Source organism: Campylobacter sp. RM16189, assembly GCF_012978815.1.
In the GTDB taxonomy this organism is placed as follows: Bacteria; Campylobacterota; Campylobacteria; order Campylobacterales; family Campylobacteraceae; genus Campylobacter_A.
Window position 1 is genome coordinate 13106 of the sequence record NZ_LIWR01000007.1, and the last position, 16274, is coordinate 29379.

General features: G+C 35.8%; 14 protein-coding genes. 6 read left to right on the plus strand and 8 right to left on the minus strand.

Features of this window, described 5'->3' with window-relative positions:
* Nucleotides 1-3: 3 nt before the first annotated feature.
* Together CDOM16189_RS06240 and fliW are read right to left on the minus strand one after the other, a co-directional pair.
* Nucleotides 4-3963: a hypothetical protein gene (locus CDOM16189_RS06240; protein WP_170000857.1), complete on the minus strand. Its 3960-nt coding sequence runs from the start codon at nt 3961-3963 to the stop codon at nt 4-6.
* Between the two features lie 29 nt (nt 3964-3992).
* On the minus strand, nt 3993-4376 hold the full coding sequence (gene fliW / locus CDOM16189_RS06245; RefSeq protein WP_169974854.1) for a flagellar assembly protein FliW: 384 nt from the start codon (nt 4374-4376) through the stop codon (nt 3993-3995).
* 155 nt (nt 4377-4531) lie between these two features.
* On the opposite strand from fliW, the gene CDOM16189_RS06250 reads away from it, so the two are divergent.
* Together CDOM16189_RS06250 and lon are read left to right on the plus strand one after the other, a co-directional pair.
* A complete protein-coding gene (locus CDOM16189_RS06250) occupies nt 4532-5179 on the plus strand; it encodes an outer membrane protein assembly factor BamD (protein ID WP_169974856.1) in 648 nt (215 codons plus the stop codon).
* A 9-nt stretch (nt 5180-5188) separates the two neighbouring features.
* A complete protein-coding gene (gene lon / locus CDOM16189_RS06255) occupies nt 5189-7603 on the plus strand; it encodes an endopeptidase La (protein ID WP_169974858.1) in 2415 nt (804 codons plus the stop codon).
* A 106-nt stretch (nt 7604-7709) separates the two neighbouring features.
* On the opposite strand, the gene rpsR is transcribed toward lon, so the two are convergent.
* The 6 genes from rpsR to CDOM16189_RS06285 form a co-directional block, all read right to left on the minus strand.
* Complete coding sequence (gene rpsR / locus CDOM16189_RS06260) at nt 7710-7970, minus strand: 30S ribosomal protein S18 (RefSeq protein ID WP_169942306.1); 261 nt, start codon at nt 7968-7970, stop codon at nt 7710-7712.
* Between the two features lie 20 nt (nt 7971-7990).
* Nucleotides 7991-8563, minus strand: a complete 573-nt coding sequence (locus CDOM16189_RS06265) for a single-stranded DNA-binding protein (RefSeq protein ID WP_169974860.1) — start codon at nt 8561-8563, stop codon at nt 7991-7993.
* A gap of 9 nt (nt 8564-8572) precedes the next feature.
* Complete coding sequence (gene rpsF / locus CDOM16189_RS06270; protein ID WP_169974862.1) at nt 8573-8959, minus strand: 30S ribosomal protein S6; 387 nt, start codon at nt 8957-8959, stop codon at nt 8573-8575.
* A gap of 84 nt (nt 8960-9043) precedes the next feature.
* Nucleotides 9044-10030: a DNA polymerase III subunit delta gene (gene holA / locus CDOM16189_RS06275; RefSeq protein ID WP_169974864.1), complete on the minus strand. Its 987-nt coding sequence runs from the start codon at nt 10028-10030 to the stop codon at nt 9044-9046.
* Entirely contained in the window at nt 10023-11945 is a 1923-nt protein-coding gene (locus CDOM16189_RS06280; protein ID WP_170000858.1) for an RNB domain-containing ribonuclease, read from the minus strand. Before CDOM16189_RS06280 ends, holA begins: the two co-directional genes overlap by 8 nt.
* On the minus strand, nt 11942-12760 hold the full coding sequence (locus CDOM16189_RS06285) for an HDOD domain-containing protein (RefSeq protein WP_170000859.1): 819 nt from the start codon (nt 12758-12760) through the stop codon (nt 11942-11944). Before CDOM16189_RS06285 ends, CDOM16189_RS06280 begins: the two co-directional genes overlap by 4 nt.
* Nucleotides 12761-12910: 150 nt before the next feature.
* Between CDOM16189_RS06285 and ilvC the strand changes: the two genes are divergently transcribed.
* From ilvC to ruvX, 4 genes are read left to right on the plus strand one after another with little or no spacing between them, the layout of a single operon-like run.
* Nucleotides 12911-13933 carry a ketol-acid reductoisomerase gene (gene ilvC / locus CDOM16189_RS06290; RefSeq protein WP_170000860.1) on the plus strand — a complete coding sequence of 341 codons (1023 nt, stop codon included), beginning with the start codon at nt 12911-12913 and terminating at the stop codon, nt 13931-13933.
* A 1-nt stretch (nt 13934) separates the two neighbouring features.
* Entirely contained in the window at nt 13935-15140 is a 1206-nt protein-coding gene (locus tag CDOM16189_RS06295) for a divergent polysaccharide deacetylase family protein (RefSeq protein WP_349304336.1), read from the plus strand.
* Nucleotides 15137-15901, plus strand: coding sequence for a DNA-processing protein DprA (locus CDOM16189_RS06300; RefSeq protein ID WP_169974872.1), 765 nt, complete (start codon nt 15137-15139; stop codon nt 15899-15901). Before CDOM16189_RS06295 ends, CDOM16189_RS06300 begins: the two co-directional genes overlap by 4 nt.
* Complete coding sequence (gene ruvX, locus CDOM16189_RS06305) at nt 15898-16272, plus strand: Holliday junction resolvase RuvX (RefSeq protein ID WP_169974874.1); 375 nt, start codon at nt 15898-15900, stop codon at nt 16270-16272. Before CDOM16189_RS06300 ends, ruvX begins: the two co-directional genes overlap by 4 nt.
* Nucleotides 16273-16274: the final 2 nt, after the last annotated feature.

Genomic DNA, 16274 nt, shown 5'->3' on the forward strand with positions numbered 1-16274 from the left:
TTATTACCATTCCAGCCTTCTATTTGTTTGGCTTGGTATGTCCTCTAATTTGCTTCCGCCTATTACGGAACCTACGCCGGCTTTATTTTCGCCTTTTTTATTTAGAGATTGTCCTCCCCATACGGTACCATCCGTAAATTCTACTATAAAATCATTTGTCTTTGCATTGCTATCTACTTGATTAAACAAAAGCCAAGACGAGGCTTCCATCTTTATAGTATCAGAACCCGGAATAGAGCTTGATAAAAATATTTTTTCAATACCATCTTGCACGGATTTTGTTACGGATACATTCGTAGAAGGAGAATTTGGTTTATAGTTTTTGACTTCTCCCATGTTTATATCATCGTGTTCTTTATTGACAAACCAATTGGTTTGATCCGGAAATAATTCGGCATTTTTTGCTATAGTGTATTTATCCGTATCACAAAGATTGCAGTATACGCCAAAATATACATTGTGATCAAACCCTTTCTTAGGACCCTTGCCTTTAGTGGCATATACTCTACCATAATAAAAATCAGCATTAGTTTCATTGCTTGGTTTTGAATATATTGCGCCAGCTACTCCATTTGTATCTGATATATTATTAAAAGTAAATATATTGCTATTTACGGCAAAAGGATTCCTTGGGCTTGTAATATTTTTATCAAAATTAAACCTTACTTCTCCGCTTGCGATCGCTGTAGAATCACTAAAGGCTGTATTTAATATTTGATATTGCCCAGTGTTGCCAGTACCCGTTATCGTTTTTCTAATATTTAAATTGGTTGTATCATCAAAAAATAAAAGATCATTTTTTAATTCGGCTATATTTGTTATATCTTTTCCATTGTTGCCTATTTTATATTCAGGTATTAGTTGATCTATATCTAATGTAAAATTTACATTATTGGCATAGCAGCTTCTTGTATATAGTTTGGCTATACTTTTCGCCGCATCATCAATTCTTGCTTTTGTATCAAACAATACTCTAGCATACATTCCTGAATCGCTTGAAGTATATGTCATATTGTTTTCGAAATTTGAAACAGTGACGTTATCTATAAATATGTCATTAGGCAGGAAAGTAAAGTTAAAAGTCGATTTGATATCACAACCTATCTTTCCTTCCGCATTTGGGGTAGTTGAATCACTATCGGCTATACAGTCGCCAGAGACTCGGTCTACAAGTGTAAAGGATGAGTCTTGTAGTGTGAGTTTTGCAGGACCTATGTCTGGGTAAGAGAAATTTATTGCACCTGATTTATAAAAATTTGCTTTACCCTCATTAAAATCAGCTCTTATTTTGTGACCTGTTATTTCTGATAACACACTAGAATTTATATTATTTATGCATATCTCATTTGGATTTGGCGCTAGCTGGACTATATTTGATATAGAGCCCTTGCCTGGAGCTATTTCGATAGATTCTGTTTGTAAATCTCTAGTATATCCGGTGGCTATATTGTCTTGCTTGAATACTGCCACAACTCCTGTGTCAGAATAGTTTCTGCCTCCTATTAAATTCTTTAAATTAGCATCAGATAGAAAACTATTAGATGAAGTATTATACATCCTAAATTTTTCTGGTCTTACAGAGAATCTATCTGAAAGACAATTTACTATAATCTTCTTTTTGGGTGTTGCGGTAGGATCTTGTGGGTCTATAACGGGATCTTGAGCCGGATCTATATAAGATAGTCTAAATGTCAATGATGGATAAACATTATTTATCAATAGTTTATCTTGTGGTATTTCTATCATTCCTGTGTTTTTATTAAATTTTAGACCTTCTATTTTAGGCACTATAGAGTCACTGTCACAATCCTCAACTACTTCAACACTTACTTCTAAATCCTCAGATGGACCTTTGGGAGTTTCGTTGTCTTTTAGTTTTTCATGCATATAGACAATTTTGGTATTAAATCCCTTTCCTGCAAGCTGTGTATAAAGGCGCTCCGAATCACCTTTTTTAGTAAAATTATGATTGACCGCTTTAAATTCAGCTATATTAAAAATAGACAAGAAGTAGTCTTTCTTTTCACATTTTTTTATAATTATTCCATCATTGTATTCAAGATTAAGAGCGTCGTTAGAAAATGATGCTTTGTATGTAGATTCTTTAAAAGTCTCATTTAGTACTATATCGTATCTGATAAAAGCACTATCTGTAGGATCAAGCTTTCCACCATTACTATTATTGGCTCCTTGTCCTATATTTATTTTAATACCATTTGCGATCTTTTTTTGAAGATCTGTATTATCTGGATTATGCGAACCTAACAAAAAGCTAGAATCCCCTTGTTTGTACTTGTAAATATATGTACTATTATTATCATATTTTCCACTTGTAGGATCTGTACTTGCAATTATTGATAGTTTTTCTACTCTTTCGTTTGTTTTATTTTTTATGCTAAGCTCAACTCTTAAAATATCATCTTTTTTTAAAATTGTTTTTGATCCGCTTGATTTGCTTACTTCTCTAAATGCTGCGTCATTATCGTTTTTTCTTTTATAAAACAATTTTTCTTCATAGCATACATTCGGCACATATAGATCTGTAGAGAATGCAACTAAGCCTACTGTGGCTTCATCTCCCATTGAAGAACCTCCTTGAGAAACAACTTTGGCGCTTAGTTTTGCATATGCATGAGTTTGACCATTGTCCATTAGTGAAGAAATATCATATATGTCTAGATCCATACTTGCATTGTATATTTTATTTGAATTCATATGTTCGTTAAATCTAGCAATTGTACTATTAAACTGAGAACCTTTTGGATTTATTGAATTTGCGCCGGCAACATATACTGAATCATCATCCGAGTATGAATCATTTTGATTTTTTTTGAGCTGAATATTTTCAGCAGGTATCTCTTTGGCCGCCCCAAAGGATAAGATTGTCAAAGACGCATCAAAATCACCATGTATTGGAGTATAAAAATCTTTAAATTCCATTTCTGTACTAGCATCTCCTACTAGAGGAGTTAATACTTTAATTCCATCGTATATATTTATACCTTTTGGCTTTACATTATGATTTTCTGTGGTACCAAAATCATATACTATAACAAGCGCCCATCCTCCATAAGTAGGAGAGGCGACACCAGCATACCATTTTCCTTTAAGTGGATTAGTTGGATCATATAAAGATATAAAGCCTGGTATAAATGGTGGAGCACCATCATAAACTTTTATATCTCCAGCACTAAATGTTCTTCGTCCTGCTGTGCCTAATGCTTTTTTAACTATATCTGTTACATCATAGCTGGCTTGATACTGAAATCTAAAACCTCTGTTGGTAAGCGAACCAAACCATTTTGTATCTTTTTCTAAAGCGTTTAGAGTTTTGTAATCCATTCCACCACTGTCGTTTGGGTATCCAAATTTTATCTTATTAAACCCTTTAATATCTTCGAAGTATTTTTTTATAGTGTTTTCATAGCTATTCTGTTCTCTGCTCCATTTTTTTACTATGCTTGCTCCCCAGTATAATCTGGCGAATATTATTTTTTCTCCTGTTATTTTACTGTCTATACTTGCTCCTGTTTGATCTTTTCTATCTGAGAATTTAAATGTAGCTTTTGCGGAATTTGTTGTATATGAATTATCTTCTTTTTCAAATTCCACTTTTGTTATGGATGTTTTTTCTGTAGGATACTGCAGTGGACTCCATGGGTTGTAATTATAGTAAAAATTTTGTTGGCTATTTCCTATAGTTTTAACTACCGTAGCTCCTATAGTTTCTATATCTCCATAAATTACTTTTTTTTCAGATTTTTTCCCTCCGATTATTTCGTCTATTGTCCTTTTTGTTAAAGTTTTTTCTTCATTATTGTCTATGTATCCGTTACGACCAATTCCAGTGTCTGTAATTGTAATTATACTATGAGTAAAACCATCATTGTCATTATGGTTTATTGCCAATAAGCTGATTTTTAGCATAAATATTGCAATCAGTAGAATTTTAAAATTTTTCATTTTATCTCCTTTTGGGAAAAGGCAGAATTTTACTTTTGTATAAAATCTGAAATTTTCTCGGCTTGTTTATAGTATGGATAGCTATATACATCTAAAACCACCTGGGATAACGTCATATTGGTCATATTGCATACGATAGGAGCCATAAAATTTACAGTAGATGTCTCTATCGGGGTGCTTACAACCATGATGTTATATACTCTTAATTCGCTATTGTCGTTTATATCCATAAGTTCTTGGTAATATGTAGGTATTTCAAATTCATAATTTCTTAAAGCGTAAGGATTGATCATGGTAAAAGACGTATTATCGTCTTTACTTTGAAGCTTTACAAAAAATTTATCAAGCTCCATAAGCTCCATAGTTTTTATATGCTCAAATCCTAAAATCGGGCTTTTTACTTCAAATACCATAAATATCTCCTATAATTTTTAAAAATATTTTACTATGATTATATCAAAAATTTCAATGTATGAATAATAAAATATAAAAATATCTAAATTTATCGAAAAATAACCGAATCGGTAGTAAAATATACGGTTTTTTAAATCTTAAAATAAGGAATAACATGAGCTCGTTTGTTAAAATTTTGAGTTTTTTTATTTTGATCGTATTTTTAAGCGGTTGCGCTGAAAAATACAGCGAACTTTATAACTTAACACCCGATGAGTGGTATACACAAATAATATCAGACATTAATGATAGAGACTTGGAAAGTGCCGATAAACATTATACATCTATGTCAAGCGAGCATGTCGCAAGTCCGATGCTTGAGCAAATTTTACTAATATTGTCGCAAGCTCATGCAAACGAAGAGGAGTATTTGCTAGCTAATTTTTATCTAGATGAGTATATTAAAAGATACGGCGATAATGGACCTAAGAGTGAATTTGCCCAATATCTTAAGATAAAGGCGAATTTCGACTCGTTCTCACAACCAAATCGTAATCAAAAACTAATGCAGGATAGCGTGGCGGAGATTGAAAAATTTCTATATATATATCCAAATACCAAGTATAGACCCTTGATTGAAACTATGCTTACTAAATTTCAGCTTGCCATATTTTATCTGGATGAGCAGATAGCTGATCTGTATAAGAGAACAGGAAGAGAGCAATCGGCTGAAATTTATAGACAAAAAGTCGAAGAATCGCCTCTAATGGATGCGAATTTGATACCGCCAAAGCTTCCTTGGTATAGAAAAATATTTGAATAGGAGAAAAAGTTGCAAATAAATGAATCAAAAGCTTTTCCGGCTGAGCTTCCTATAATAGTTGAAGACGAGCTATTTTTATATCCTTTTATGATAACTCCACTATTTTTAAATGATGATGAAAATTTAGCCGCCCTAAATTTGGCTATAGAAAATCAAAGTCAAATTTTAGTAGCTCCGACAAAGCCACAAAATGAAGGAATGAGGGATTTTGAAGGTATTTATGATGCAGGAGTTATAGGCACGATTATGAGAAAAGTTCCGCTTCCTGACGGCAGAGTGAAAATTTTATTTCAAGGCTCAAGCAAGGGTCGAATAATCAATAAAATTGGTGTCAAGCCTTTAAGGGCTATTGTGGAAGTTGTCCATGAAAAGCACCCTACGGCTGTTAAAAGTGATGCTTTGGTAACCGTTCTTAGGGAAAAAGTTAGGGATTTGGCCGCTCTTAGCCATTTTTTCCCGCCTGACCTATTAAAAACTATAGAGGAAAGTGTAGAGGTTAATAGGGTATGTGACCTTGTGCTTAGTTCGCTTAGATTAAAAAAACAGATTGCTTACGAATTTTTTACAGAGGAAAATTTGGAGCAAAAACTCCTAAAGTTAATTGACTATATTATTGAGGAGATTGAGGCTAATAAACTGCAGCGCGAGATAAAAAACAAGGTTCATTCTCGCATAGACAAGGTCAATAAGGAGTATTTTTTAAAAGAGCAGTTAAAACAGATTCAACAAGAGCTTGGTACCGATACTACCCGTGAAAATGAGATAGAAGAGTATCGCAAGAAACTTGAGAAAAAGAAAAAATTCATGGCTGATGATGCTTATAAAGAGATTAAAAAGCAGATTGATAAACTAAGTCGCATGCATCCAGATTCTGCTGATGCGAATACTATCCAGAGCTATCTTGACTGGGTTATTGAGGTGCCTTTTGAAAATATTGCAAACAAAAAGCTAAGCGTAGCCGAGGTTAGCAGGCACCTAAATACCGATCATTACGGACTCGTCAGACCTAAAGAGAGGATAGAGGAATACTTCTCTCTAAGAGAGCTTTTAGAGCTTAGAGGAATTGCCGATAAGGTAAACAACGGAGCGATTTTATGCTTTGCAGGACCTCCGGGTGTGGGTAAAACCAGCCTTGCAAACTCTATCGCAAAGGCGCTTAAAAGAGAGCTTGTGCGAGTAGCACTTGGTGGGCTTGAAGATGTAAATGAGCTTAGAGGTCATAGAAGAACCTATATAGGAGCAATGCCGGGGCGTATAGTGCAGGGTTTAATTGAAGCTAAGCAGATGAATCCTGTCGTAGTGCTTGATGAGATAGATAAGGTCGGCAGAAGTTTTCGTGGTGATCCTACGGCTGTTTTACTTGAAATTTTAGATCCGGAACAAAACAATAAATTTAGAGATTACTATCTAAATTTTAATATAGATCTAAGTAAGGTAGTATTTGTGGCTACTGCAAACGATGTTGGCTCTATCCCACCTGCACTACGCGACAGGATGGAGTTTATCCAGCTTAGTTCATATACTCCACAAGAGAAATTTGAGATAGCCAGGAAATATTTGATACCTCAAGAACTTAAAAAACATGGATTAAAATCAAGCGAGGTAAGTTTTGGCAAAGATGTCTTAAATTTAATTATATCTGATTACACAAGAGAGAGCGGAGTAAGAAATTTACGCAGACGCATAGCAGATATCTTTAGAAAAGTTGCAAAAAAACTTTTAAGTGATATGAGTATTAAAAAAGTGAATATCACTACTAAAAATTTGAGTGAGTTTTTAGAAAAAAAAGTATACGAGATAGAGCCTGCGGATAAGATAGATCAAGTAGGGCAGGTTAATGGTCTTGCTTGGACAAGTGTGGGTGGAGATGTTCTAAAAATAGAGGCTATTCGCATTCAAGGCAAAGGCTCTATGCAGATAACCGGATCTTTGGGCGATGTGATGAAAGAGAGTGCATACATAGCATTTAGTCTCGTTAAGGTATTGATAGATAATAAGAAGATAAAAGTGCCTACTAAAATCATACCTGTTTTTGCAGATGATAAAAAGAAAGTTGAGCCAAGCGATGTGTATCGTAGGTTTGATCTGCATATACATGTGCCAGAAGGTGCGACTCCCAAAGATGGTCCAAGTGCTGGAATCACGATGGTAACTGCAATAGCTTCGATACTTACCGATACAAAGGTTAGGGCTGATGTGGCTATGACAGGAGAGATAACTTTAAGTGGTAGAGTTTTACCTATAGGCGGGCTCAAAGAAAAGCTTATAGCTGCACATAAGGCTGGTATAAAGACGGCTTTAATTCCTCGTAAAAATTATGATCGCGATCTAAACGAGATACCTGAAGATGTAAAGAGGGATGTTAAAATTTTAGCGGTTGATACAATAGAGGATGTGCTTAAAAACGCTCTTGTATTAAAATAATAATTGCTTTTTATGAGGGAGAGATCCCTTGTAAAAAGCTACAATGTAAATTTGAAAATTTTGTTAGGAAGCTTAAATTTAAAGCCCTTAATTGGGCTTTAAATTATTATAGTCCCTCAAAAGGGTTTGTAACTACGTTATCGCGATCTACGATATATGGGATAAATGCCGCGTGTCTAGCTCTTTTTATAGCCTGCTCAACCATCTCTTGGTGTTTTTTGCAGTTGCCTGTTAAACGTCTTGGCATTATTTTAAAACGCTCTGAAAGAGAGTATTTTAAAAGAGTTGTGTCTTTATAATCTATAAAATCAACTTTTGCTTCGCAATATTTGCAGTATTTTCTTGAATATTTTCTTTTCTCTGCCATAATTAAATCCTAATCCTTAATTAAAATGGTATTGTTTCGTCGCTGTCGTACTTGTCAGCGTCCACATCTATATCTTGAATTTTATCGTTGTAATCATCTTGTCTAGACTGTCTGTTGTAGCTTTGCTGATTTGGTGTTTTTGCACCGCTGCTTGCATAACTATTTGTGTTTTGACCGTAGCCTTGGTTGCTATAGTTTTGATTACCGTAGCTGCCGCTTTGGCTGTATCCGCCTTGTTGATTACTATTTTGATTAAATCCGCCTTGTCCTTGAGCTGAGCCAAGCATCTCCATATTCTCTACGCTTACGCTATGTTTGCTTCTTGTTTGTCCGTTATTATCGGTCCACTGGTCGAATTTCAAACGACCTTCTACTAGAAGCTTTGAGCCTTTGTTTAGATATTGGTTTGCTATTTCGGCTTGCTTTCCAAAAAATGTAATATCGATGAAGCAGGTCTCTTCGCGCTTTTCACCGTTTGCTGTAAATTTTCTTGTAACGGCTATAGAGCTGTTTCCTATCGCAACTCCTGATGTTGTGTATCTAAGCTCGATATCTCTTGTAAGATTTCCTACTAAAACCACTTTATTAAACATTTTTTATCCTTAAGCTTCCTCTGCCGGAATTTCTTGGGCTTTAGCTTTTGACTCTTTTTTGCCTTGTTTGATACCTTTGCTTAGCCTTTCCCAGGCTGCTATCTCTTTTTTATTTTCGAATTTTACAGTTAAGAATTTAATGATCTCCTCATTGATTCTTATGATACGCTCAACTTCTGCGATAGCGGCAGTAGGCGATGTAAAATATACTACAAAGAATATACCACGCTCATATTTTTTAACGGTATAAGCAAGTTTTCTTGTACCAAGTGGCAATAAAGATGCTATCTCTGCACCATTTTTTGTAAGGATTTCTTTTATGAAATCAACTTTTGCGCCTACTTCTTCTTCAGTCAAAGTAGGCTTAAATACGAATAAAAGTTCGTAATGCTTCATTAATTCTCCTTGTGGGTATTAAGCTCGCATGCGAGCAAGGGGATGTCCGTTTAAAGACAAGGACTGATTTTATCTTTTTTTTACTTAATATTTGCTGTTTTTATGGATTAAATTTTGCATAGAGATGAGTGAGGATAGCAAGAAATGCGTTTTATCAAGCTTTGTGTTTGTCTTTATCTCAAATTCCATCAAATTTAAGGCTATAAAAATTTCTTTATAGCTATTTAAATTTATGCTTAGGCATTGTCTTTTAAGCTCGTTTGCTATGTTTGGAGGCGGTGTGTAACCAAGAGTTTCTTTGATATCGAATTTTCCGTTTATCTTTATAAAGCTATGCAGTTTAAGCAGCCTAAAAAAGGCTCTATAGAGTGAATTTATAAATAATATTTCGTTGAAATTTCCATCGTCTGCGCATGAGAAAAAATCCTGCCTGATGTCTTTTAAATTTATAAATTTGTCGAAAAAATCATCAAAACTTATGCTTGAAAGCGAAAATACCAAATTTCTGACCGTATTTTCATTTATCGGCTCATTTAGGCTTGCAAGCTTGTTTAGTTCGCTTGCGGCTAAATATAAATTTTCGTTGTGAATTCTATAAAGCTCAAAAAGAGCGTTTTTGGTTATATTTAAATTTATCTTACCCGCTTGCCTGCTCAATAGAGTTACGGCTTCATCAGGCGAATTTGGCTTAAAAAATCTAGCGAAATTTACGCCGAAGGCTTTTTGCGTATCAAAGGTTATCTTTGTGTCCGCTTCGTAAAATTCATATATAAAGGCTCCACCTTTTTTGCAAGCTTCGATTAAAATTTTAAGCTCTTTTGAAGGGATTTTTTTGTCGCTTTTTATGTGGAGCAAAGCCTCGTCGCCAAAAAGCGAAGGCTCGCAAAGATGTGATTTAGCAAGGTTAAAATCATACTCGTCGTAGTAAAGGCTAAGTAAATTGAGCCTTTCAAATTTGGCTAAAATTTCCTTTGCAAATAGCTCTATTTGATACTCATCCGCTCCAAAAAGCAGAAACGTATTTGGAAATTTCGGACTTTGCAGTAGTCCTTCAAGCTCTCTTCTATACATCGATTTTTTTAATTACCCTACCGAAAATTTCACCGCTTGCGATGTCCGCGTCGGTAATTTCTATGATAAGTTTTTGAAGTAGCTCGGCAGAATATGAGTTTAAAAATATTCTTGCACCTTTTATTTCATCGTCAAGCTTTGCGACAAGCATATTTTGATTTTCGGTTACATAAGCCTTAAACCTCTGTCCGATACGTTCTTTTGCCCATCTGGCAAATTTCCTATCCATAAAGTCGTATGCCACTTTATCGGCTTCTCGCTCAAGTTCGCTTAAATTCGCACAAGTACTTTCGATATTTAAAAGCAGGTAGTTAAAAAGCTTTTTGTCATCTTTCATTTTCGCTTTAAGCAAGCGGTGCAAAGTAAGATCCGAGTAGCGGCGAATCGGGCTTGTAAAGTGAGTATAGCGATCAAACCCAAGCCCGAAGTGTCCTAAATTCTGAGCTGAGTATTCGGCCTTTTTTTGAGCTTTTATGATCAGTTTATCTATCTCTTCGCGGTTGCCCATAGCATCTGCTTGGGCTTGAATTTTGCGTATTAGATTGGATAAATCGCTTTCGTATGTGAAATCAAATCCAAGAGCGGCTAAATCCTGAAGTAAATTTTCGATCTTTCTGATGTCCGGTGTGCCGTGATTTCTAAAAACTCCTTTGCCCTCTATCAGCTTTGCCGCAGCTTTGTTGGCTAAAAGCATGCAGTCTTCAACCAGTCTGTGTGAGTTTGAGTCGCTCTCAAATCTAGTTGCAAGCAGCTTGCCCTCATCATCAAGGCTCATTCTAAGCTCTTCTGTTCTAAAGTCAAATGCGTTTTTAAGCCTTTTGGCGCGCAAATTTGAGGTGAGTTCAAAAAGCGGCTTTATCCAAGATATCTCGCTTATCCTTTTGTCTTCTAAAATTTCATCGATTTCGTCGTAATTGAATCTCTTTTTAGAATTTATAATAGCTTCAAGGAGCTCTTCACTAACAACATCTAAATTTTTATTAAGTTTGATCTTGAAACAAAACGCAAGCCTTGTTACGTTCGGTTTAAGCGAGCAGATGTTTTCACTTAGGCTTCTTGGCAACATGGGTATGGCGATGTGTGGAAAATATATCGAAAATCCACGTGATTTAGCCTCTTTGTCAATTGCTCCGTAGCTGCTTACGTATTCGCTTGCATCGGCGATCGCGACGTAAATTTCTAAATTTTTCTCATCAAAATATATCGCGTCGTCAAAGTCTTTTGCATCTATCGGATCAATCGTGCAAAATTCAAGCTCACGCAGATCAGCTCTGTTTGGATACATGCTGGCATCAACGCTATCTCCCCAAGCCTTGGCTTCAAGTTCGCTCGCTTCGCTAAATTTATCGTTTTTGTTATAGATCGCAAGTGAAATTTTCTCATCTGAAAAAGGATCGTTGATGTTGCCTATGACTTCGGTTATCTCGTTGTTTAGATTGTTGATTTTTAGCAGTGTGCCTATAGGCAGAGCTTTTAGCGATTTTTGAGTGGCTTTTAGCGCTATGCTAAGCCCTGTTTTTAAATTTACTCCTAAAATAGCTTGCCCAAAATGTTTCGTATAAACCACGCTCGTTTCGTTGGCTAATTTTAAAGTAAGAACGACCTTTGCGCTTTGGCGTTTTTTCTTAAGCGGAAGTAGCTTGGTTAAGACGATATCGCCGTAGTGAGAGTTGTTTAAATTTTTGTTTTCTATGAGGATATCTTGCTTAAATCGCTTGTCAAAGGGCATCAAAAATCCTGTGCCGTTTGAGCTTATATCAAGCTTGCCGCATACAAAGCCGTTGTTTAGGTAAAATTTGTTATTGTGAGAGGTGATAGCGCCTAAATTTAGGAGATTTCTAAGCGTCTCTTTGTGATCGCTTGAAATCTCTTTTTCGCTTAATCCATCAAGTAGTCTGGTTAAAAATTCTTTCACAAATTAGCTTTTACTTTAGCCACGGCTTCTAGGAATTTATCGTGAGCAAAGCCGTATTCGTCAAGGAACGGAAGCGTGTTTTGTATGCTTTCATCGTCAAGCTGATGGAAGATATTTACCGCATTTTTTACGATTCTAAGGGCTACTGAATACATTTTTATATGTTCAGGCGCATCTTCTGGAGAATTTGAGAAAAATATAGAATCAACGAGCTCTGATTCCAAATTCCACTGTTCAAAAATTTTAGCAGTTACAATCTCGTTTGATATGTCAAGCACTTCATTTTCAAGCTCGGCAAGATCAAATGGGTTTGATATATCTTTTAGTTTATGTTTAAACTCATTTGCTTTTCCGGTCTCGATCAGCTCGTGAGAAAGTACTATTTTACCAACTTCAAGCATGAATGAAGCTGGAGATAAGATAGCCAAAGCGCCAGGGTTTATCTTATTATACCAGTTGTACATTAGGGCGTTTTGCATTATTGATATATTTAAAAAATCCTGACTTGTGATATCGTATGGATCAAGATCTATTCTAAAGCTCTTTTTTACAGCACTTGACAGCGCAAAACCGCGAATTGTAGCCATTCCAAAGAGTGAAACGGCTCTTGAGATAGTAGTTATCTCGCGGCTAAAACCATAAAGCGGAGAGTTTGCCGAACGAAGAATGTTTGCCGTAAGCATCGGGTCTTTTTCTATTATCTGTGCAAGATCTCCAAGAGAGCTATTTTCATCAGCACAAATAGCTTGAATTTTAATAACCGTATCATCAAGCGGTGGAAGTGTCTTAATGTGTTTATATATTGATTGATTCATATTTTCACGCTTTAAATTTAAATTAATTTTCGGCATTTTACACTAAATGGCTTGTTAAAAAACTTAAATGATAAAAATTATTTTATTTCAGTGATATTTGAGTTGTATGAGTGTATAATCTGCAAAATTTATGGCAAAAAAGGGGAAAACATGGCAGTAAATATTTATTATGACAAAGATTGCGATTTAAGTCTTATTAGAAGTAAGACAGTCGCTGTTGTCGGCTTTGGCTCTCAAGGACACGCTCACGCTGAAAATTTAAGAGATAGCGGAGTAAAGGTTGTCATCGGTCTTGCAAAAGGCGGAAAAAGCTGGGCGAAAGCGGAAGCTAAGGGCTTTGAGGTAAAAAGCGTGAGCGAGGCTTCAAAGATGGCAGATGTGATTATGATTTTAACCCCTGATGAGATGCAGGCTGAAATTTTTTATAACGAGATCAAGCCAAATTTAAGCGAGGGCAATGCGATAGCTTTCGGGCATGGATTTAACGTGCATTTTGGACAGATCAAAGCTCCTGAGGGAATCGATGTGATAATGATAGCTCCAAAAGCTCCTGGTCACACCGTAAGAAGCGAATTTGTAAAAGGTGGCGGTATCCCTGATCTAATCGCAGTTGAGCAAAACGCATCAGGTCAAGCAAAAGAGCTTGCTCTTAGCTATGCAAGTGCGATAGGAGGCGGAAGAACAGGCATCATCGAAACTACTTTTAAAGATGAAACAGAAACCGATCTTTTTGGCGAGCAAGCAGTGCTTTGCGGCGGGCTTTGCGCCTTGGTAAATGCGGGCTTTGAAACGCTGGTTGAAGCAGGATATGAGCCTGAGATGGCGTATTTTGAGTGCTTGCACGAGCTAAAACTGATAGTTGATCTGATGTATCAAGGTGGAATGGCGGATATGCGCTACTCTATCTCAAACACAGCTGAGTATGGCGACTACGTAAGCGGAACAAGAGTCGTAAACGAAGATAGCAAGAAGGCTATGAAGGAAATTTTAAAAGAGATTCAAAACGGTAAATTTGCAAAAGACTTTATCCTTGAGCGCAAAGCAGGATATGTAAGGATGAATGCCGAAAGAGGAATTGCCGAAAGAAGCCTACTAAATCAAACCGGCAAAAAGCTAAGAGCTATGATGCCTTGGATAAGCGCAGGTAAAATCGTAGATCAAAGCAAAAATTAATTTGAGTCCAAGAACAAAGAGAAAAACTACCAAAAGGCGTGTAAAGCATAGTGCTAAAACACGCTCCTTTTGGAGCTATTTTATAATCCTGCTTATAGCTTTAGGCGTAGGTGCTGTTACATATTTTCTACTTAACTATCTATATAGTAAAAGCGATAATAATATACAAATTATAAATAAGATAGAAAAATACTTAGATAGTCAAAAACAAGAGATAAAAAGAGATAGTGCTAAAAAAGAGTCTGCTCTAAAATTTGAGTCAAAAGCACAAGAAAGAACAAAAAACAAAGAGTCAAATTTAGAAAAAAAGAGATCAATAAAGGATCTAAATTTAACTGAAAATGAAAACCGTGCTATAAAAAATATAATAAAGAGCATGGAGAAAAATGATGTGAATTTATCTAAACAAAAAGAGTTAATAAAACCAAAAGAGCGAAAGATAAGTGAGTCTGGAAATAAAATTCATATAGAGATTGTAGAGAGAAATGCAACAAAAAAAGATAAAAAAAATGATGTAGATAAAAATCAAAAATTTACGCTAGATAGCAAGGGATCATCTTCTTCTAAACCAAAATTAGTAATTATAATCGACGATATTGCCTATAAGCATCAGGTGGATGCCGTAAAGGCTATAAATTTAAAGCTCACTCCGTCTATTTTTCCTCCGACAAAGCATCATCCTGATACCCCAAAGCTTGCAAAAAGGTTTAAATTCTATATGATTCATCTACCAATGCAGGCTCATGGATTTAAAAAAGAGGAGATAAATACCCTGCATACCAACGATAGCTATGATAAAATTTTAAAAAGATTACGTGATATCAAAAGAGATTTTCCGGAACTAATGTATATAAATAATCATACCGGAAGTAAATTTACGAGTGATCTTGATGCTATGAATAGGATGATGAGGGCTGTAAAAAATGAAAATCTTATTTTTATAGATAGCAAGACCATATCAAATAGCAAGGTTGAAGAAGCTGCTAGAAATCATTCTATGCCATATATCGTAAGGGATGTGTTTTTAGATCATCAGGATGATAAGAATACTATTAGAAAACAGCTCAAATATGCTATAGAATTAGCTAAAAAGAACTCAAAGGCCATAGCTATAGGACATCCTTATAAAAATACACTTGAAGTTTTAAGGCAGAGCGGCGATATTTTAAAAGACGTTGAAGTAGTCTATCTAAAAGATGCCCTGTGAATACTTTAAGTAAAATTCCGTCACAGCTAAATAGGCTTAAAAATCCTCCCGATCAGCTATACTACAAAGGAAATTTAGAGCTTTTAAATATGCCTTTGGTCTCTATAGTAGGCTCTAGAAAGGCTAGCGCATATACCAAGGATTGTGTTTTTAATCTGGCTAAAATCCTATCATATTCTGGAGTTTGTGTGGTTAGTGGAGCTGCTATTGGTGTGGATATAGCGGCCCATAAAGGAGCCTTTCCTAATACTATAGCCGTTTTTGGAAATGGACTTGATAGAATTTATCCTCAATCAAATGCTAAAATGATAGATGAGATCTATCGAAATTCTCTTGCCATAACCGAATATGCTCCGGATGTTACGCCTAGAGGTTATCAGTTTTTGCAGAGAAATCGTATAGTGGTGGCCCTATCTCAAGCTCTTATCGTGGCTCAAGCCGATCTTTTAAGTGGTTCAATGCAGAGTGCAAGAATGGCATATGAACTTGGTATTAAAATTTACGTTTTGCCTCAAAGGATTAATGATAGTAGAGGAACAAATGAGCTTTTGGCTCTTAAAAAAGCCGAACTAATAAATGATTTTGATAAATTTGCTACGCGATTTGGCGAAGTAGCAAATGTCACAAAAGATGAAATTTTAGAATTTTGCAAAAATGGAGTAGATTTAGATGATGCCTTGGCAAAATTCGGTAGTCAAATTTACGAATACGAGCTTCTTGGCAGGCTGAAAATTTCAGGTTTAAGGGTTAATCTGGCATGAGCATAGTGGCTATAGATGTGGGGCTAAAAAGAATTGGAGTGGCTCTGGCAGTAGGTAGCGTAGTGATGCCTCAAAAACCAGTTCTTAGAAAAAATCGCAACCAAGCAGCTCGCGACGTGAGCACCGTTTTATCAGAGCTAAATGCAAAAACCTTAGTCGTAGGCATTCCACTTGGTGGAAGTAGCGAAGATGAGATGAGAAGGCGCATAAGCCACTTCGTATCGCTTCTAAATTTTAGCGGCGAGATAGTCTATGTCGATGAGGCGATGAGTAGCTTTGAAGCAAGCGAAATTTATACGGACACGAAACGAGACGGCAAGCTTGACAGCATAGCTGCGATGATTATTTTAAAGAGATATATTAAAGTATAGTT